The organism is Actinoplanes sp. URMC 104, from assembly GCF_051386375.1.
Lineage (GTDB): Bacteria > Actinomycetota > Actinomycetes > Mycobacteriales > Micromonosporaceae > Actinoplanes.
Genome location: NZ_JBPQTO010000011.1, coordinates 602,565 through 619,882 on the forward strand (window position 1 = coordinate 602,565; position 17,318 = coordinate 619,882).

Consider the following 17,318-nt stretch of genomic DNA (forward strand, 5'->3'; position numbering starts at 1 on the left):
CTCCTGACGTTGCGTACGAACGTACACAGCCCGGAGCGATGTCTGACCTCTACCGTGACCGGGCTCTCATCGCGGATGCGGCCGGAGCGCGGGCGGCGGAGAATCGTCCGCATGCGTCTTGATCTCTCCGGCCGGACGGCCCTGGTCACCGGTTCCACGCAGGGCATCGGCCGGGCCATCGCGGCCGGGCTCGCGGCGGCCGGCGCGCGGGTGGCGGTGAACGGCCGCTCCGCGCAGTCGGTGGAGCGCGCGCTCGAGGAGCTGGGCGGCGACGGCTTCGTGGCCGCGCCGGGCGACGTCTCGACGGCCGAGGGCGCCGCGGCGGTGCTCGAGGCGGCCGGGCCCGTCGACATCCTGGTCAACAACCTCGGCATCTTCGGCGCCCAGCCGGCCCTGGAGATCACCGACGACGACTGGCGGCGGTACTTCGAGGTCAACGTGCTCGCGGCGGTGCGGCTCACCCGCGAGCTGCTGCCCGGCATGCGGGAGCGGGGGTGGGGCCGGGTGCTCTACATCGCCAGCGACTCGGCCGTCGTCATCCCCGCCGAGATGATCCACTACGGGGTGTCGAAGACCGCGCTTCTCGGCGTGGCCCGCGGCTTCGCCAAGGAGGCGGCCGGCTCGGGCGTGACCGTGAACAGCGTCATCGCCGGCCCGACCCACACCGGCGGCGTCGAGGACTTCGTCCGCTCGCTGGTCGGCGACGAGCTGCCGTGGGACGAGGCGCAGCGCGAGTTCATGCGCCGCCACCGCCCGCAGTCGCTGCTCCAGCGGCTGATCGAACCCGAGGAGATCGCCAACATGGTGGTCTATCTGTCCTCGCCGCTCGCCTCCGCCACCACCGGAGGCGCCGTCCGCGTCGACGGCGGCTACGTCGACGCCATCCTCCCCTGATGGCGGTCGTCGAGGTCCGGCTCGCCCGACCGGACGAGGCAGGTCAGATCGCCGAGGTGTGCGCCGCGAGCTGGCGGGACACGTACGCCGGTCTGCTCCCGCAGCAGGCCATCGACGAGGCCATCGCCACCTACTACACCGCCGCGCGCATCGAGGGCGAGGTCGGCATCGGCGACGGGGACGGCTGGCTCGGGTACGCGGTGGCGGTCCGCGACGGCCAGGTGCTCGGCGCGGCCGGCGGCGGGCTCACCGCGCCCGGCGTGGGCGAGCTGTTCGTGCTGTACGTGCGCCCCGACGTGCAGGCGCGCGGCCTCGGCAGCCGGCTGCTCGACTTCGTCACCGGTCAGCTGGTGGGACGCGGCGCGCGCGAGCAGTGGGTGTCGGTCTATCAGGGCAACCCGAAGGGCGAGCCGTTCTATCGGGCGCGCGGCTTCACCTTCGTCGAGGCGGTCACGCCGTGGGACGGCCTGGGCGCCGCCGAGGGGGTGCGGTCGGCCCGCCTGCGCCGGCCGATCGCGCCCTGACCACGGCCCGGCTTTACTTCGCGAACTTCGCGTACTTGGCGCGGAACTTCTCGATGCGGCCCGCGGTGTCGAGCACCCGCGTGCGGCCGGTCCAGAAGGGGTGGCTCGCCGCCGAGATCTGCACGTCGATCACCGGGTACGACTTGCCGTCGCTCCACTCGATCGTCTTGTCGCTGGTCTCGGTCGACCGGGTGAGGAACGCGTAGTCCGCGTTGCGGTCACGGTAGACGACGGTGCGGTAGTCGGGGTGGATGCCGTTCTTCATGCTGTCCTCCAAAGGATCCGTCGTCCTGAACCACCGGAGGGTCCTCCGAATTCCGCCCGGAGCCAGCATTCCCCGGTCCGGCATCGGACATCGGAAGCGACGGATCACCGCTGGAGCAGCACGCCGAGCGGGAGTCCGATCGTCGTATGGTCGAGAAGCTCACTGCGGCTGAGCAATCCGTGCTGCGAGATGCCGAGGCGTCGATACGACTGATCAACGTCGCACTGGAGGCACGTGGCCGACCAGTGCTGGAACTCTCCGCGCTGGAGGCGGCGCAGGCGCGGACGATTGCCACCTTGGACAGCCTGCTGGGACAGGAGTCGTTCTGGCAACGCCTGAGCGAACCGGCTCCGGCGACGTTCGACCGAGCAGCGGCCAAGGTTGCTCTCACTGACGAACTGGCCGACGTCCTCATCCGGGTCGGCCACGTCCCGCCGCCACCGGCCGCGGAAATCCTGGACATAGGCGTGCGGTCGCTCGACGATCTGCCCACGACCGGCAACATCACAGCAGCCGACACGGCGGCTGCCGCCAAAGTCGCGCTTCATTACCTTCACGCCCGGCTGCGGCGAATGACCGGAGTGCGAGACGACGATCTGCCGTCCCACCCTGCACCGCTCGAGGCCCGGCGGGCGACGCTCGGAACGGCAAGGAGCGCCCTGCTGCACGTGCTCACAGCCGGTGGTCTCGCCCTCCGAAAAGCGCCGGCCGCCGTCACAGCAGCCACGTACATCGCCACTCAGGTGGTCTGGGGCGGTGCAATCAACATCGCGACGGACCTTCTGCCGATCGGCAGCGACAAGCCACCCGCCGTCCAGCCCGCTCCGACCGGCGTGACGCCTTCCGGCCGACCCCTCGCTGATCTGCGAGAACTGCACCGGCAGGAACGGCAGATCGACCCCGCGATCGCTCGTGACCTGCGGCAGGACCTCCTCGACGACCTTTTGGGTTCGAACCAGTGGACCCCCACCTATCGACTCGTTCGGCTCGATCAGCTGATCACGGACGGAGCCGTTCCGGCGGCAGAGGCTGCGACGGCGCGCGCGGAGCTGGAACGCCTGAAGCTTCTCGAGGAGCGAACGGAGCGAGGTGCGGCGATGCCACCCCTGCCCCGATCAGATCCGTGATTTCCCTCTGCCACCGCGGCCGGGGGTGGTCGTAGGCTGCTGGCGACGCGGCCGCGATCACATGTGGAGGAACGGTGGGCGTACTGCAGGAGCTCGTGAACGCTGTCCGGGCCGGCTCGGTGGAGGTCGTCGATCTGACGGCGCCGCTGACGAGTGAGACGCCGATCCTCAAGCTGCCGCCGCCGTTCGCCGACACGATCCCGTTCGGGCTCGAGGAGATCAGCCGCTACGACGACCGCGGGCCGGCCTGGTACTGGAACAACATCCACACGGGCGAGCACACGGGCACCCACCTGGACGCGCCCGTGCACTGGGTGACCGCCCGGGACGGCGAGGACGTGTCGCGGATCGCGCCGGGCAAGCTGATCGCGCCGGCCGCCGTGATCGACGTGTCGGAGCGGGTCGCGGCGGACCCGGACTTCCTGCTGCAGGTCGAGGACGTACGGCAGTGGGAGTCGGCGCACGCTCCGCTCCCGGCCGGCGGGTGGCTCCTGGTCCGTACGGGCTGGGACGCCCGCTCCAGCAGCCAGGACGACTTCCTCAACGCCGACGACAGCGGCCCGCACACCCCGGGCATCTCGGTCGAGTGCGCCAAGTGGCTCGCCGAGGAAGCGCCGGTCATCGGCGTGGGCGTCGAGACGGTGGGCACGGACGCGGGGCAGGCGTTCGGGTTCGACCCCGCCTTCCCGTGCCACTCCTACGTGCTGGGCGCCGGCAAGTACGGGCTGACCCAGCTGCGCAACCTCGATGCGCTGCCGCCCACCGGCGCGGTCGTGATCGCCGCGCCGCTGCCCATCGTGGGCGGCTCGGGCAGCCCGGCACGGGTGCTGGCCCTGGTCGAGCGGTGACCACCGTCGCCGAGGTTGCCGGCGCCACGCTGGCGCGGCTGGGCGCCTCGCACGTGTTCGGGGTGGTCGGCAGCGGCAACTTCCACGTCACCAACGCGCTGGTCGCGCACGGCGCCACGTTCGTCGCCACCCGGCACGAGGGCGGCGCGGCCACGGCGGCCGACGCGTACGCCCGGGTCAGCGGGCGGGTCGGGGTGGTCAGCGTGCACCAGGGCTGCGGGCTGACCAACGCGATGACCGGGATCGCCGAGGCGGCCAAGAGCCGTACGCCGCTGCTGGTGCTCGCGGCCGAGCCGGCCGCCGCGGCGCTGCGGTCGAACTTCCGCGTCGACCAGGACGCGCTGGCGCGGGCCGTGGGGGCGTCGAGCGAGCGGGTGCACGGGCCCGCCACGGTCGTCGCCGACGTCACGCGGGCGTGGCGGCTGGCCGCGCACGAGCGGCGTACGGTCGTGCTGAACCTGCCGTTGGACGTGCAGGCGGCTCCCGCGCAGCTCGCGGACCCGCCCGCCGACGTCCGCGCGATGCCGCCGGCCGCCTCCGCGGACGCGGTGGACGCCCTCGCCGCCGTGCTCGCGGGCGCGGCCCGGCCGGTGTTCATCGCGGGGCGGGGCGCCCGGCACGCGCGCGCCGAGCTCGAGGAGCTGGCCGCCGCCTGCGGGGCGCTGCTGGCGACTTCGGCCGTCGCCAAGGGCCTGTTCGCGGGCCCGTGGAGCCTGGACGTGTCGGGCGGGTTCGCGACCCCGCTCGCCGCCGAGCTGATCACGGCTGCCGACGTCGTGGTGGCGTGGGGCGCGTCGCTGACCATGTGGACGACCCGGCACGGCGCGCTGATCGCGCCCACGGCCAAGGTCGTGCAGGTCGACCTCGACCCCGCCGCCCTGGGCGCGCACCACCGCGTCGACCTGGGCATCACCGGGGACGTCGCGGCGAGCGCGCGGGCGGTGCTGCCCGCGGTGCGCCCGGCTGCCGGCTACCGGACCGCCGACGTACGGGAGAGGCTCGCCTCGGCCGGGCGCTGGCGCGACGTGGCGTACGACGACGACGGCGACGCCACCCACGTCGACCCGCGCACGTTCAGCATCGCGCTCGACGATCTGCTCCCCCGAGACCGCGTCGTGGCCGTCGACTCGGGCAACTTCATGGGCTATCCGTCGATGTTCCTGTCCGTGCCCGATCACCGCGGCTTCTGCTTCACCCAGGCGTTCCAGTCGGTCGGCCTGGGGCTGGCGTCCGCGCTGGGCGCCGCGCTCGCCGCGCCCGGACGCGTCCCGGTGGCGGCGTGCGGCGACGGCGGCTTCCTGATGGGCATCGCCGAGCTGGAGACGGTCCGGCGCCTCGGCCTGGGCATGGTGATCGCGGTCTACGACGACGAGGCGTACGGGGCCGAGGTGCACCATTTCGGTCCGCACGGCCATCCGCTGTCGACGGTGACCTTCCCCGGGACCGACCTGGCGTCGATCGCCCGCGGATACGGCTGCGAGGCCGTCACCGTGCGGCACCCGTCCGACCTCGCCCCGGTCGAGCGGTGGCTCGCCGGCCCGCGCACCGTCCCCCTGGTCATCGACGCGAAGGTCGCCGCGGGCCGCCCGGCGTGGTGGCTCGAGGAGGCCTTCCGCGGCCACTGACGGGCCTCAGGGCACCGCCAGGAGGCTCGCGCGGCCGCCGGTCGTCCAGTCCGGCAGCAGCACGGCCAGGGCGTCCGCGCCGGCCGCGGCGGCCAGCGCCGCCGAGCCGGGCGCGGGCAGCAGCTCGGCGACGTCTCCGTGGAGGCGGACGGGCGCGATCCGCACGCCGCCGGGCATCAGCTTCGCCGTGCCGGTGACCACGGCGGCGGGCAGCGGCGCCGGCCGCCGTCCGGCGAGGGCAGCCACCAGCGGCTCGAGCAGGGTGAGGGCGGCGACGAGCCCGGCGTACGGGTTGCCCGGCAGGCTGACGACGATCCGCCCGTCCGGCAGCGCGGCCAGACCCTGCGGGTGCCCGGGCCGGCACGCCACCCCGCGGACGTGCCAGGCGGCGCCGTGGGAGTCCAGCAGCTCGTGGAGGTGGTCGGCGGCCCCCGCCGACGACGAGCCGGTGACCACCACGACGTCACCGTCCGCGCCGCTCAGGGCGGCCCGCAGCGCGGACGGGTCGTCGGCGACGTGCCGGCTGCCGCGGAACTCGCCCCCCGCCCGCCCCGCGATCGCGTCGACGATGCCGGTGAAGCTGTCGCGCACCTGCCCGGGCGCGGCCGGCCCGGCCATCACGACCTCGTCGCCGGTGACCAGCAGGCTCACCGCCGGACGCCGGTGCACGGTGAGCCGCTCGGCCCCCGCCTGCCGGGCCGCCGCGACCACCGTGGCGGTCACGGTGCGCCCCGCCGCCACGACCAGGTCCCCCGTGCGCAGGTCGTCGCCGGCGCGGCGGATGTGCGTACGGCCGCCGGTCGCCCCGATCAGCGTGGCGCCCTCGCGCCGGCTGTCCTCGTAGGGCAGCACCGCCTCCGCGCCGTCCGGCACCGGCGCCCCTGTGGCGATCTCGACCGCCGTGCCCGCCCGCAGCCGGCCCGCCGCGGACGCGTGCGGTTGCCGACCGGCGAGGATCAGCCCGGTGACGGTCCACGGGCCGGGGCCGGCCACCGCGTACCCGTCCATGGCCGCGAAGTCGAACGACGGCACGGGCGCAGCCGCGTGCACGGCGGCGGCGAGGACCCGCCCACGGGCCGCCTCGGGCGCGACGGCCTCGGCCGGGAGCGCGCGGGCCAGGTCGCGGGCGGTCGCGTAGGCGCCGGCCCACGGCATGCCGGTCGCGCAGCGGCGCCGCTCGGTGGTCTGCACCGGCTCAGTACACCCACCCGACGTGTCCGCGGTGTGCCGGGCCCGCGGCGGCAGTGCGGCCAAAAGCTCTCTCCCCGGATACGCCGGATGTGACGCGTCCGCTTTCCCGGGCGGGCCGCCGGCGAAACCCGCGCCTACGCCGTCCGCGCGTAGCGGGGCGTGATCAGCTCGGCCAGCTCGTCGCGGGTGGGGCCCGGGTGCGGCGTGGGCCGCCAGCCGCGGGCGAAGATGGCGCGGGCCCGCGGCTCCACCTCGTCGAGGGTGGCCGGCAGCGCCTCCATCGCCATGTACGGGCCCACGACGCGCAGCAGCGACGGGTCGGCCTCGGTGGCCTCCATGATGAGGTCGCTGGGCAGCCGGCGGGTCACGTCGACGTCGCCGCCCGCCCAGCGGCGCAGCAGGTCGGCGTCCCAGTGGACGTGGTCGTCGAACCACGGGCGGACGTCGGCGGCGCACCAGGCGTCGAACGCGCAGGCCACCGCGGCGGGGTCGCCGGGGTTCTCGTCGATCAGGCGCAGCAGCGCGACGGCCTGGCGCAGCGCGACGGCGATGCCGCGCCCCGCGGACGGGGTGGTGGTGCACACCGCATCGCCGACGTGCAGCAGCCCGGGCAGCGCGACTCGGCCGTGCTCGTCGAGCTGGCCGCGGTAGGTGTTGTGCAGCCGCCCGCCGGGCAGCACCGGGGTGATCGGCACGCTGCGCTCGGGCGTCACCCAGGCGGCCAGCGCGGGCACGGCGAGCGCCGCGGTCTCGAACACCTCGGGGAACCGCAGCACGCCGAACCGCCGGTCGTCGGTGGGCCGGATGAGCAGCGCGGAGAACGTGCGCCGGTCGTGCAGGAACACGGCCACGAGGTAGCCGGACAGCGTCTGGATGAGGCCGACGGGCGCGTTGGTCGGCCCCGGCTCGGCGCCCGGGAGCAGCCTGTACTGCCGGGAGACGTACGAGAGACCGCAGTCGCCGCCCTCGGCCGGGGCGCGCAGGCCGGCGCCGACGCGCGAGGCCCGGCCTGAGGCGTTGACCACCAGGTCGGCGTACGCCCGGAGCCCGTCGACCCGCAGCCCCGCCGCACGCCCCCGGTCGCGCAGCACGTCGTCGACGTGACCCACCCGCAGGGTCACCCCCGGCTGCGCCGCGGCGAAGGCCCGCAGCCCCCGTTCGAACACCTCGCGACGGCAGCGCAGGCCGGTGTGCCGGGCCCGCTGCCCGTCGCCGCCGCGCATCACGATCCGCTCGGCGCCCGCCTCGTCGAGCGCGGTCATCAGCTCCGGCATCTCGGCCTCGATCGCCTCGGCGACCTGCGGCCGGAAGCCGTGCGGGTGGTGGAACTGCATGACACCGCGACGGTTCCACCGGCCGTCGGCGGCGGGCCCGCCGTCGCGGTCGACCACGGTCACCCGGTGCCCGCGCCGGGCGAGCGCGACCGCGGTGAACAGGCCGGTCGGCCCGGCGCCCACGACTGCCACATCCATGCCGCGAGCGTAGGGTCGCCGGAAGATCGAGAGGGGTGTCCGTCGCGAAGCCGACCGCGCCGCGGCGATGGCATCAATCCGGGATCACGAGGCGCCGGGTCCGTCCGTAGCGTGAGGACATGCGACTTCGACGGGGACCCCTGATGCGAGCTCTGCCCCTTGCCCTCGTGGCGGTGGCGGTCACGGCCACCGCGGCCTGCGACCGCGGCGACGACCCGGTGGACGCCGCCGCGCCGCCCTCGGCCACCGGCACGCCGGACACCGGGTTCGGGGGCAGCCCTGCGACGTCCCCGCCCGCCACCGGCGCGCCGGCGGAGGTCACCACCGTCACCGTCACGCCGCCGACGGCCAGGAGCACTCCGACGAGGACGAAGAGCACGCCCAGCAAGGCCCCGGCGCGCAAGCCCGGCGGCTGGGCCGCCTTCGTGAAGCCCTGCCCCTACGAGGGACAGAAGGCCGAGATCCAGGGCGTGGTCGAGCAGGACGTCACCGAGGACGGCCTGGCCGAGACCCTGGTCACCCGCAGCTGCGAGGCGTCGACCTCGTACTGGCACTCGACGATCGAGGTGTTCGACGGCGCCTCCGACCCGGCGCAGCCGCGCCGGATCGGGACCCTGCTCGAGGACGTGGCCAAGATGGACGAGCCGGTCGTGCAGAAGGTGACCTTCAACAAGGGCATCGTCGGCGTCCGGGCGTACGGCACCAGCGCGAAGGGCGAGAAGGCCTGCCCCGACCTGACGCTGTTCTACCGCTACGAGTACACCGGCAGCGGCTTCAAGCGCATCTGGCGCGACGCGGGCGCCGCCCCCGAGTGCGGCAGCGGCGGCTGAGCCGGACCAAAATGGATCGACGCGGCCCTGGGAATCGGCTGTCATGGTCCACGTGACGATCGAACGTTTCGAAGCGGACGAGCGGCTGGTCCGGCGGCTGGTCGACAGCCAGTTCCCGCAGTGGGCGGGGCTCGCCCTGACGCGGGTCTCGCCGGGCGGGTCGGACCACGTCATCTACCGGCTGGGCGCCGAGCTGTCGGTGCGGCTCCCCCGCCACGAGGGCGCGATCCGGCAGGCGGCCAAGGAGTTGCGGCTGCTGCCGCGGCTCGCCCCCTGCCTGCCGTTGGCTATCCCCGAACCCGTTGCCGTCGGCGAGCCCGATCTCGAATATCCGTGGCCGTGGGGCGTCTCCCGATGGCTGGACGGATCGGTGGCCCGCTACGAGGAGCTCGGGGACTCCGTCGAGACGGCGCTGCGGCTCGCGGACTTCCTGACCGCCCTGCAGTCCGCCGACCTGTCCGGGGCGGTCGACCTCTCCTCGGCCGTCGAGCAGGACGAGCCGCTCGCCGACCGCGACGAGCAGGTGCGGGCCGCGATCGCGGACATCGCCGGCGCGTTCGACGCCCGGGCGCTGCTCGCGATCTGGCGGGAGGCGGTCACCGCGCCCGGCTGGGACCGCCCGCCGGTCTGGTACCACGGCGACTTCCACACCGGCAACCTGCTCACCACGGACGGCAAGGTGAGCGCCGTGATCGACTTCGGCGGCCTCGGACGCGGCGACCCGGCCCGCGACCTGATGATGGCGTTCACCCTGCTGGAGGGCCGGGCGCGCGACGCCTTCCGCGAGGCGCTCGCCGTGGACGACGCCACCTGGGCGCGCGGGCGGGGACGGTCGCTGATCGGCGGCGTCTTCGCGTACCGCGCCTACGCCGCCACCAATCCCTGGGTGAGGGCGCAGACCACCCGGCAGCTCACCGCGGTGCTGTCGGCGTGACAGCGGCGAACGTCTCCGCGAGGAGGACCGGTGTGGAGGACGTCCACGTCGTCGTCGCCCACCGCCAACGCGCGACGCTGCGCGTGGGGGATGTGTTCCTGAAGGTCGACGGCGACCCGGCGCACTCCGACGTCGAGGTGCGGGCGATGGGCCTGGCGCCGGTGCCCACCCCGCCGATCCTCTGGCGCGAGCCGCCCGTGCTCGCGATCGCCGCCGTGCCCGGCAAGGCGCTCGGCGTCCTGGGCGAACCGTCGGCCGCCTCGCCGGCCGCGTGGGCCGCGGCGGGCGCCGCCATCCGCAGGCTGCACGAGGCGCCGTTGCCGCCGTGGCCCGGGCCCACGCTCGGCGACGTGGCGGCCGAGCTCGACAGCGAATGCGCGTGGCTGCTCTCCCAGGCGGTGCTGCCCGCCGAGGTGGTCCGGCGCAACCGCGAGATCGCCGGGGCCGCGCTGCGCCCGTGGCAACCGGCGTTCCTCCACGGCGACCTGCAGATCACCCACGTGTTCGTCGACGGCGACGAGGTCACCGGCGTCATCGACTGGTCCGAGGCCGCCCCCGGCGACGCCATGTTCGACCTGGCCACGCTGACGCTCGGGCACGAGGAGCGCCTGGACGACCTGCTCGCCGGCTACGGCCCCGGCGCGGACCGCGACGTGATCCGCGCCTGGTGGTCGCTGCGCAGCCTGACCGCGTCGCGCTGGCTGATCGAGCACGGCTTCGACCCCGACGCCCCGGGCTGCGAGTTCGACGTGCTTCGCGCCCGGATGCGCGAGCCCTAGGAACAACAGCCATGATCACGAATGGCAGCTGCCCATCAGGCGGTGAAGGGGGAGCAACGCATGGGGACACTCGGCGTTCGCAGCCGGGCTCCCTGCTCGATCAGGTCGCCGAGCCGGGCATCGGCCGCACTCAGCTCCTCGATCTTCGCGCGGATCCGGGCGCGCTCGGTGGCCAGCTGCGCGAGCATCTCGGGCGTGCTCATGCCGTCTTCCAGGAACGGCAGGAAACCCTTGATCGCCCTGCTACCGAGGCCGGCTGCGAAGAGCAGCTGGATGAACCGCACCGAGTCCACCGCGTTCACCGGGTAGCGCCGATGACCGCCCGAGCTGCGATCGGGTACGAGGAGCTCCTGTTCCTCGTAGTAGCGCAGGGCTCGCACGCTCACTCCGGCTCGTTCGGCCAGCTCCCCGATGCGCAAAGATCCCCAAAACGTCTGACTTGAATCTCACGTCGGCGTGACGTTCTAGCGTAACCCCATGAAGATCAACGAAGCCACCGCGCTCGTCACCGGCGCCAACCGCGGCATCGGCCGCGCGTTGGCCAAGGCCCTGCTGGAGCGCGGAGCGAAGGTCTACGCGACCGCCCGACGTCCGGAAACCGTCGATCTGCCCGGTGCCCACCTCCTGGCTCTCGACATCACCGATCCGCAAGCAGTGACCGACGCCGCCCGTTCAGCGGGCGACGTCGACCTGCTGGTGAACAACGCCGGTGCGGGTTTCGGCGGCACCCTGCTGGGCGATCCGGACAGCCTGCGCGCGGAGATGGAGGTCAACTTCTGGGGAACCCTGTCGATGGTCCGCGGCTTCGCACCGGTCCTGGCCGCCAACGGTGGCGGCGCCGTCGTGAACATCGCGTCCGCCGCCTCCTGGTTCCCGCTGCCCGGCGCGACCGGCTACGCGGCGAGCAAGGCCGCGCAATGGAGCATGAGCAACGGCCTCCGGCACGAACTCGCCGGGCAGGGCACCCTGGTCACGTCGGTGCACCTCGGTTTGGCCGACACGGACCTGACCAAGGGCCTGGACCTGCCTAAGGTCGACCCCGCCGTCGTGGCGCGGGCGACCCTGGACGGCGTCGAGGCCGGACGGTACGAGGTTGTCGTCGACGACATCGCGGCCCTCTTCAAGTCGTCGGCCACCGCCGACCCGGAGGACTTCTACACACGGCTCGCGCAGCTGATCTGACCTGGCGTGCCCGGGCCCTGGACGCTACGTGACAGGCGGTCATCCGCGGCCGCCTCAGCCTCGAATTCCAGCCATGATCACGAATGGCGGCTGCCGTACTAGAGCATCCAGCGGCCGACCAGGGCCTCGTGGGCCTCGAGGCGTTGCTGGGTGCGCTGGGGGTCGGTGGCGGCGACGGCGTCGAGCAGGCTGATCGCGAGCACGACGCCGGCGGCGTGCGAGTCGAAGAGCAGGCCCGTGCCGACCGGCGCGACGAGCAGCACGTCGGCGTCGGCGGCGAACGGGGCCAGCGGGCTGTCGGCGACCACGACCGTCGCCATGCCCAGCTGCCGGGCGAGGCGGATCGCGGCGACCGTGGCGGCCGGGTAGCGCGGCATCGCGAAGGCGAGCAGCGCGGTCGCGCCCTGGTGGCGCAGCCCCAGCACGGCGTCGTCGAGGCAGCTCGCGTCGGTGTGCACGGAGACCGCGGGCAGCACCCGGCGCGCGAAGTAGCCGAAGTAGTCGGCGAGTGCCGCGGACGCCCGCAGGCCGACCACGCCCAGCGGGGCGGTGGCGGCGAGCAGCCGTACGGCCGAGGTCATCCGCTCCGAGTCGAGCGTGCGCTTGAGGCCGGCCAGGTTGCCCACCTCGAGGTCCACGGCGCTGTGCCGGTCGGGCGCCGCCCCGGCCCGCCCGGAGAGCACCACCTCGCGCAGCGCCGCCCGGAACTCCGGGAAGCCCGCGAAGCCCAGCGCCGTGGCCAGCCGGGTGACCGTGGGCTGCGACACCCCGGCCCGCTCGGCGATCTCGATGGTGGACAGGAACGCCACGTCGGGGAACAGGCCCAGCATGCGCTGCACGATCTGGCGCTGGGTCGGCGACAGCCGGTGCCGCTGGGCGAGGTCGAGCAGCCAGTCCTCCGCGCGACCGGTGTCGAGGCTGTTCTGCAGTGTCCTGTTCTGCAGTGTCATAGCACCCACCCCGCGCGAGACTGAATACTTCGAAACACCCAGGCTATAGGGTGCATTACATGATTCACATCGAGCTGCGGTTCCTCAACGCGGCCGACATCGACGGGCTCGGCATCGGCACGGCGGACGTGATCGGCGCTGTCGAGGCCGTCGTGGCCGCGCACGGCCGCGGCGAGACGGTGTTCGAGCCGCGCACCCACCTGGTGCCCAACAACGGGGGCGCGGGGCACTTCAACGTGCTGCGCGGGCACGTCGACACGCTGGGCGAGCGGGGCCTGAGCGGCGTCAAGGTCGTCGGCGACTTCGTGCCCAACTACCTGCAGGGCCTGCCGAGCGAGCTGGCGCTGATGACCGTCTACGACCCCACCAACGGCGTCCCGCTGGCGATCATGGACGCCACCTGGATCACCGAGGTGCGCACCGGGGCGATGACCGCGGTCGGCGCGAAGCACCTGGCCCGGCCGGACTCGCGGGTCCTCGGGCACGTCGGCGCGCGCGGCACGGCGTTCGCCAACGTCACCATGCTGGACAGCTTGTTCCCGCTCGAGGAGATCCGGGTGACCAGCCGCCGGCCCGAGTCGCGGGAGGCGTTCGCGGCACGGCTGCGCGAGGTCACCGCCACGCCCGTGCGCGCGGTGGCGACGGCCGACGAGGCGTACGACGGGGCCGACATCCTCGTCGAGGCGTCCCGCCTGGAGAAGCCGGCACCCCTGCTGCGTACGGCCGCCGTCCGGCCCGGCGCCTTCGTCGTGCCCTACGGCACGGTGAGCGCGGTGGAGCTCGACCTGCTCGACGTCATGGACAAGGTGGTCGTCGACGACTGGCGCGAGTCGCGCTCCGGCCGGTTCGGGGCGCTGCGCGCGCACGTCGACACCGGGCGGCTCAGCGAGCAGAGCCTGTACGCCCAGATCGGCGAGATCGTCAGCGGGCGCAAGCCCGGCCGCGAGCGCCCCGACGAGCGCATCCTGTTCTGGCACCGCGGCCTGTCGATCCTCGACGTGGCGCTGGCCCACCTGGTCCTGACCCGCGCCGAGGCCGCCGGGGCGGGCACGATGCTGCGCTATCGATGACCCTCGAGATCCGGCGCCCGGACGACCTGAGCCGCCCGGTGATCGCCGAGGTGGCCCGCGGCGTCCTGCGGCTGCGGCTCGCCCCCGCGCTGCTCGACGAGCTGGCCGGGAGCCGCCGCGCCACGCTGCGCGACCTCGCGGGCCGGACGGTCTACGGTGTGAACACCGGCATGGGCGCGCTTTCGGGCGTCCGCCTGGAGCCCGCCGAGCAGGCGCGCCACCAGGACAACCTCATGGCCGGCCGGGCGGTCGGCTCGGCCCCGTGGCTGCGCCGCGACCAGGCCCGCGCGCTGCTGGCCGTCCGGCTGCGGACCCTGCTGCACCCGGCCGCCGGGGTGTCGCCCGAGCTGTGCCAGGCGCTGGCGGGCCTGCTCGACGCCGACGTCGTGCCCGCGATCCCGGCTCGCGGCGGCGGCGCGGCCGGCGAGATCATCCCGCTCGCCCACGCCGGCGCCGTGCTGCTGGGCACCGGCGAGGTGCTGGACGACCTGCCCGCCGACGCCGCGCTCGCCAAGGCGGGCCTGGCGCCGCGGTCGTTCGGCCCCAAGGAGGGCATTGCTTTCCTCGAGGGCGTGCCGGGCCTGACCGGGCTGGCCGTGCTCGGCGGCGAGGCCGCCAGCACGCTGCTCGCCCAGACCGTCGCGGGCGCCGCTGCCTCGCACGCCGCGATCCGCGCCAGCCTCGACCCGCTGCACCCGGCGCTGGCCGACAGCGACGAGCTCGGCGCCGTCCTCCGCGACCTGCGCAGGCGGCGCGGCGACGAACCGAGCGGGGCCCTGCAGGCGCCCGTGTCGTTCCGCGTCACCGCGCCCGCGCTGGCCGTCGCGCTGCGGGCCGTCACCGCGCTCGACGCCGCCGCCGACCGGGCCCTGGGCGCCGTCACCGACTCCCCCGCGCACCTGGGCGGCGAGTTCGTCGGCACGTTCGGCTTCGCGGGCACCGACCTGACCGCGGCGCTCGGCGCGCTGACCGCCGCGCTGGCGCACCTCGCCGAGCTGGGCGCGGCCCGGCTGCACCGCCTGCTCGACCCGCGGGTGACCGGCCTGCCGCCGCAGCTGTCCGGCTCCCCCGGCCTGCACGCCGGGATGGCCGCCGTCCACAAACGAGCCGTCGGGGTCGCGCACCGGCTGCGCCGTTTCGCCGCGCCCACGCTGCTCGGCGCGATGGAGACCTCGCTGGGTCAGGAGGACGTGCAGAGCTTCGGCTTCGAGGCCGCCGAGTGCCTGACCGAGGCGGTCGACGGGCTGCGCGACGTGCTCGCCTGCGAGCTGCTGGCCGTCGTGCAGGCCCAGCGGCTCGGCGCGCCGGTGGCGCTGGACGAGATCGACGCGGTGCTGCCGGAGGGCACGGGCGACCGGCCGTACGGCCGTGACCTCGACCGGATCCTCCGGCTGCTGGCCGCCGGCTGGGCACCCGTCGCGTCGTGACCGCGCGGCCGGCCCGGCTCAGGGCGTGTGCACCCGGTCGACCTTGACGGTCAGCAGGACTCGCTGCTGGGAGCCGCCGCCGAAGCCCGGGTACGGACGGCCGATGTATTTGTGGGACAGCTCGTCGATGTTCTCCCGGGCGCCCTCGGTCGTCATGGCCACGACGCTGCCGCGCAACGCCCAGGACCGCGACGGCGCGGCGGGGTCGGCGATGCCGATCGCGATCCGCGGGTCGCGCTCGAGGTTGCGGGTCTTCTGGTGGGTGTCGACCGTGTTGATGAGCACGTGTTCGCCGTCGGTGCCCGCCCAGGTCTGCGAGATCTGCGGCGAGCCGTCGGGCATGAGCGTGGTGACGAAGCAGATCGCCTTGTCGTTCAGGACGGCGAGGAGGGCATCGGGCAGAGCCATGCGGGCTGGACCTTCATTCCTGGGACTCGTTGTAGAGACGGCTGATGACCGTCTCGTCCGGCGGCGTGCCGGACAGGTCGGCATGACGCAGCCCCGCCAGGGCGACCGCGAGAGCGCGGCGCCACAGCTGCGGGGCGAAGGAGCGGGAGGCGTCCATGACGCTGCCCACCATCACGTGCGCCGCGGCGAAGTCGGCGGGGGTCGCTCCCGCCGGTAGCTGGCCCGCGTCGACGGCCCGGGCGATGAGGCCGGCGACCAGCGGGGTCATCCGCTCGTGCGCCCGCCGCACCAGCTCGGTGGCCTGGCTCCGGCTGCGCAGCAGCTCGCCCAGCCCCCGGCTCTGGGCCTCGATCTCGAGCTGCCGCTCGAGGAACCAGGACAGCCCGGCCCAGGCGTCGTCGTGGCGCGCGGCCTGCGCGGCGATGTCGATGAGGGTGTCGATGTGCTCGCTGAACAGGGCGTCGAGCAGATCGCGCCGGTGCGGGAAGCGGCGGTACACCGTGCCCATCCCGGTGCCGGCGGCCCGGGCGATGTCCTCGTAGGACACGTCCAGACCGTGGACGGCCATCAGCTCGTACGCCGTGCGCAGCAGCAGCCGGCGGTTGCGCTCGGCATCGCGCCGCAGGGGCGGGACGGCTTTGGTCACAAGGCCGAGCGTAGTGAAGTGGAAGAGGAATTCCAAATGGAAGCGCTCTTCCGGTTGGCGGCCGGCGCCCGGCAGCCCGGATCAGCGGGCGGGAGCGGGAGGGCCGGTGGAGCCGCGCACGACGAGCTCGGGGCGGAAGATCGGGCGGGCGGCGGCGGGCTCGTCGAGCTGGCCCACGGCCGCCTCGACGATGGCGTCCTCGTCCCAGGCCATGGTGGTCAGCGCGGGCTCGACCAGGACGGCGAGCTGGTGGTCGTCGTAGCCGATCACCGACAGGTCGCCGGGGATGCGCAGGCCGGCCTCGCGCGCGGCCCGGTAGACGGCGAACGCCAGCGAGTCGCTGAGGCAGAAGACGCCGGTCGGCCGGTCGGGGGCGGCGAGCAGGGCCGCCACCACGTCGACGGCCTCGGCGGTCGCGGCGGGGGCGGCGATGGCGACCAGCTCGATGCCGAGGGCGGCAGCGATGGCGGGCGCGAGCAGCTGCGCGGGGCGGCCGGGCGTGGAGGGCAGGGCGGGCGCGAGCAGCCCGACCCGGCGGTGCCCGAGGCCGGCGAGGTGGGCGAACGCGGCCCGCACCCCGTGCTCGTTGTCGAACAGCACGCTGCCGGAGCCGGGCCGGCCGGTGAGCGCGTCGCCGATGGAGACGACCGCTACGGACTCCTCGAGCAGCCGCCAATAGCCGGCAGTGGGGTCGACGGGCGAGACCAGGACGGCGTCGACGCGCTGGGCGGCGAACTGCTCGACGATCCGGCGCTCCAGCGCGGGGTCGGCGTCCGCGTCGGCGATGGTCGCGTAGCGCCCCCGGCGGCGCAACGCCCGCGTGAGCAGCACGGAGAGGTCCTGCTGCCAGAGGTCGCGCAGCGAGCCGGAGACCCCGACCCAGCCCGTGCGCCCGCTGGCCAGCGCCCGGGCGATCGGGTCGACGGTGTAGCCCAGCTCGTCGGCGAGCTCGCGGACCCGGCGGATCGTCTCGGGCGAGCCGCGCACGCCACGCAGCGCGTACGACGTCGCGGCCAGCGAGAGCCCGGCCGCGGAGGCGAGGTCCTGCAGCGTGCGCCGCCCGGGCTGCCGTGACACCGAGCGAATGTAACACCGCGGTACGACAACTCCGGTGCATGAGATCACCTTGCGCGGGTAGGCACGGAA

19 protein-coding genes are annotated in these 17,318 nt (G+C 74.3%); 11 read left to right on the forward strand and 8 right to left on the reverse strand.

Translation table 11 applies throughout. From position 1 onward, the window contains the following. The first annotated feature begins 111 nt into the window (after positions 1–111). Entirely contained in the window at positions 112–894 is a 783-nt protein-coding gene (locus ACSNN8_RS28595; RefSeq protein ID WP_436652846.1) for an SDR family NAD(P)-dependent oxidoreductase, read from the forward strand. Further along, positions 894–1,418, forward strand: a complete 525-nt coding sequence (locus ACSNN8_RS28600; RefSeq protein ID WP_436652847.1) for a GNAT family N-acetyltransferase — start codon at positions 894–896, stop codon at positions 1,416–1,418. Before ACSNN8_RS28595 ends, ACSNN8_RS28600 begins: the two co-directional genes overlap by 1 nt. A 13-nt stretch (positions 1,419–1,431) precedes the next feature. Here the strand turns inward: ACSNN8_RS28600 and ACSNN8_RS28605 are convergent, their stop codons facing one another. Next, entirely contained in the window at positions 1,432–1,683 is a 252-nt protein-coding gene (locus tag ACSNN8_RS28605; protein WP_436652849.1) for a type B 50S ribosomal protein L31, read from the reverse strand. Between the two features lie 146 nt (positions 1,684–1,829). Between ACSNN8_RS28605 and ACSNN8_RS28610 the strand changes: the two genes are divergently transcribed. The 3 genes from ACSNN8_RS28610 to ACSNN8_RS28620 all read left to right on the forward strand — a co-directional run bounded on the left by ACSNN8_RS28610 (position 1,830) and on the right by ACSNN8_RS28620 (position 5,283). Next, entirely contained in the window at positions 1,830–2,810 is a 981-nt protein-coding gene (locus ACSNN8_RS28610) for a hypothetical protein (protein WP_436652850.1), read from the forward strand. Positions 2,811–2,884: 74 nt separating this feature from the next. After that, a complete protein-coding gene (locus tag ACSNN8_RS28615; protein ID WP_436652851.1) occupies positions 2,885–3,658 on the forward strand; it encodes a cyclase family protein in 774 nt (257 codons plus the stop codon). Beyond that, a complete protein-coding gene (locus ACSNN8_RS28620; protein ID WP_436652852.1) occupies positions 3,655–5,283 on the forward strand; it encodes a thiamine pyrophosphate-binding protein in 1,629 nt (542 codons plus the stop codon). Before ACSNN8_RS28615 ends, ACSNN8_RS28620 begins: the two co-directional genes overlap by 4 nt. A 6-nt stretch (positions 5,284–5,289) precedes the next feature. Here ACSNN8_RS28620 and ACSNN8_RS28625 read toward each other — a convergent pair whose 3' ends face one another. Further along, positions 5,290–6,474: a molybdopterin molybdotransferase MoeA gene (locus ACSNN8_RS28625; RefSeq protein WP_436652853.1), complete on the reverse strand. Its 1,185-nt coding sequence runs from the start codon at positions 6,472–6,474 to the stop codon at positions 5,290–5,292. Positions 6,475–6,608: 134 nt separating this feature from the next. Continuing rightward, entirely contained in the window at positions 6,609–7,946 is a 1,338-nt protein-coding gene (locus ACSNN8_RS28630) for an FAD-dependent oxidoreductase (protein WP_436652854.1), read from the reverse strand. Positions 7,947–8,089: 143 nt separating this feature from the next. Here ACSNN8_RS28630 and ACSNN8_RS28635 point away from each other — a divergent pair, with 143 nt between their 5' ends. Genes ACSNN8_RS28635 through ACSNN8_RS28645 form a run of 3 tightly spaced genes read left to right on the forward strand, consistent with a single transcriptional unit; the run spans position 8,090 to position 10,489 of the window. Further along, positions 8,090–8,776 carry a hypothetical protein gene (locus ACSNN8_RS28635; protein ID WP_436652856.1) on the forward strand — a complete coding sequence of 229 codons (687 nt, stop codon included), beginning with the start codon at positions 8,090–8,092 and terminating at the stop codon, positions 8,774–8,776. A 52-nt stretch (positions 8,777–8,828) separates the two neighbouring features. Further along, the gene (locus ACSNN8_RS28640) at positions 8,829–9,710 is read left to right on the forward strand and encodes an aminoglycoside phosphotransferase family protein (protein ID WP_436652857.1); all 882 of its coding nucleotides are present in this window, start codon (positions 8,829–8,831) and stop codon (positions 9,708–9,710) included. 32 nt (positions 9,711–9,742) lie between these two features. Beyond that, positions 9,743–10,489, forward strand: a complete 747-nt coding sequence (locus ACSNN8_RS28645) for a phosphotransferase family protein (protein ID WP_436652859.1) — start codon at positions 9,743–9,745, stop codon at positions 10,487–10,489. 35 nt (positions 10,490–10,524) lie between these two features. Here ACSNN8_RS28645 and ACSNN8_RS28650 read toward each other — a convergent pair whose 3' ends face one another. Next, positions 10,525–10,908, reverse strand: a complete 384-nt coding sequence (locus tag ACSNN8_RS28650) for a MerR family transcriptional regulator (protein ID WP_436652861.1) — start codon at positions 10,906–10,908, stop codon at positions 10,525–10,527. A 58-nt stretch (positions 10,909–10,966) separates the two neighbouring features. Here ACSNN8_RS28650 and ACSNN8_RS28655 point away from each other — a divergent pair, with 58 nt between their 5' ends. Continuing rightward, positions 10,967–11,671, forward strand: a complete 705-nt coding sequence (locus ACSNN8_RS28655; protein ID WP_436652863.1) for an SDR family oxidoreductase — start codon at positions 10,967–10,969, stop codon at positions 11,669–11,671. A gap of 98 nt (positions 11,672–11,769) precedes the next feature. Here the strand turns inward: ACSNN8_RS28655 and ACSNN8_RS28660 are convergent, their stop codons facing one another. Next, positions 11,770–12,621, reverse strand: coding sequence for a MurR/RpiR family transcriptional regulator (locus ACSNN8_RS28660; RefSeq protein WP_436652865.1), 852 nt, complete (start codon positions 12,619–12,621; stop codon positions 11,770–11,772). Positions 12,622–12,680: 59 nt separating this feature from the next. Here ACSNN8_RS28660 and ACSNN8_RS28665 point away from each other — a divergent pair, with 59 nt between their 5' ends. Together ACSNN8_RS28665 and ACSNN8_RS28670 are read left to right on the forward strand one after the other, a co-directional pair. Continuing rightward, on the forward strand, positions 12,681–13,691 hold the full coding sequence (locus tag ACSNN8_RS28665; RefSeq protein ID WP_436652866.1) for an ornithine cyclodeaminase family protein: 1,011 nt from the start codon (positions 12,681–12,683) through the stop codon (positions 13,689–13,691). After that, positions 13,688–15,118, forward strand: coding sequence for an aromatic amino acid lyase (locus tag ACSNN8_RS28670; protein WP_436652867.1), 1,431 nt, complete (start codon positions 13,688–13,690; stop codon positions 15,116–15,118). The genes ACSNN8_RS28665 and ACSNN8_RS28670 overlap by 4 nt, the downstream gene beginning before the upstream one ends. 18 nt (positions 15,119–15,136) lie before the next feature. Here ACSNN8_RS28670 and ACSNN8_RS28675 read toward each other — a convergent pair whose 3' ends face one another. From ACSNN8_RS28675 to ACSNN8_RS28685, 3 genes are all read right to left on the reverse strand, one after another. After that, positions 15,137–15,526, reverse strand: a complete 390-nt coding sequence (locus ACSNN8_RS28675) for a TIGR03618 family F420-dependent PPOX class oxidoreductase (protein ID WP_436652869.1) — start codon at positions 15,524–15,526, stop codon at positions 15,137–15,139. A 13-nt stretch (positions 15,527–15,539) separates the two neighbouring features. Then, on the reverse strand, positions 15,540–16,172 hold the full coding sequence (locus ACSNN8_RS28680) for a TetR/AcrR family transcriptional regulator (RefSeq protein ID WP_436652870.1): 633 nt from the start codon (positions 16,170–16,172) through the stop codon (positions 15,540–15,542). 81 nt (positions 16,173–16,253) lie between these two features. Next, positions 16,254–17,249 (reverse strand): LacI family DNA-binding transcriptional regulator, encoded by a 996-nt coding sequence (locus ACSNN8_RS28685; protein ID WP_436652872.1) that lies wholly within the window; start codon positions 17,247–17,249, stop codon positions 16,254–16,256. Between the last annotated feature and the right edge of the window lie 69 nt (positions 17,250–17,318).

Excerpts from the sequence above, each read along its gene's own strand:
- ACSNN8_RS28600 (WP_436652847.1), top strand. The coding sequence starts at position 894 with ATGGCGGTCGTCGAGGTCCGGCTCGCCCGACCGGACGAGGCAGGTCAG.
- ACSNN8_RS28675 (WP_436652869.1), bottom strand. The coding sequence starts at position 15,526 with ATGGCTCTGCCCGATGCCCTCCTCGCCGTCCTGAACGACAAGGCGATC.
- ACSNN8_RS28660 (WP_436652865.1), bottom strand. The coding sequence starts at position 12,621 with ATGACACTGCAGAACAGGACACTGCAGAACAGCCTCGACACCGGTCGC.
- ACSNN8_RS28610 (WP_436652850.1), top strand. The coding sequence starts at position 1,830 with ATGGTCGAGAAGCTCACTGCGGCTGAGCAATCCGTGCTGCGAGATGCC.
- ACSNN8_RS28605 (WP_436652849.1), bottom strand. The coding sequence starts at position 1,683 with ATGAAGAACGGCATCCACCCCGACTACCGCACCGTCGTCTACCGTGAC.
- ACSNN8_RS28630 (WP_436652854.1), bottom strand. The coding sequence starts at position 7,946 with ATGGATGTGGCAGTCGTGGGCGCCGGGCCGACCGGCCTGTTCACCGCG.
- ACSNN8_RS28670 (WP_436652867.1), top strand. The coding sequence starts at position 13,688 with ATGACCCTCGAGATCCGGCGCCCGGACGACCTGAGCCGCCCGGTGATC.
- ACSNN8_RS28655 (WP_436652863.1), top strand. The coding sequence starts at position 10,967 with ATGAAGATCAACGAAGCCACCGCGCTCGTCACCGGCGCCAACCGCGGC.
- ACSNN8_RS28635 (WP_436652856.1), top strand. The coding sequence starts at position 8,090 with ATGCGAGCTCTGCCCCTTGCCCTCGTGGCGGTGGCGGTCACGGCCACC.
- ACSNN8_RS28665 (WP_436652866.1), top strand. The coding sequence starts at position 12,681 with ATGATTCACATCGAGCTGCGGTTCCTCAACGCGGCCGACATCGACGGG.
- ACSNN8_RS28595 (WP_436652846.1), top strand. The coding sequence starts at position 112 with ATGCGTCTTGATCTCTCCGGCCGGACGGCCCTGGTCACCGGTTCCACG.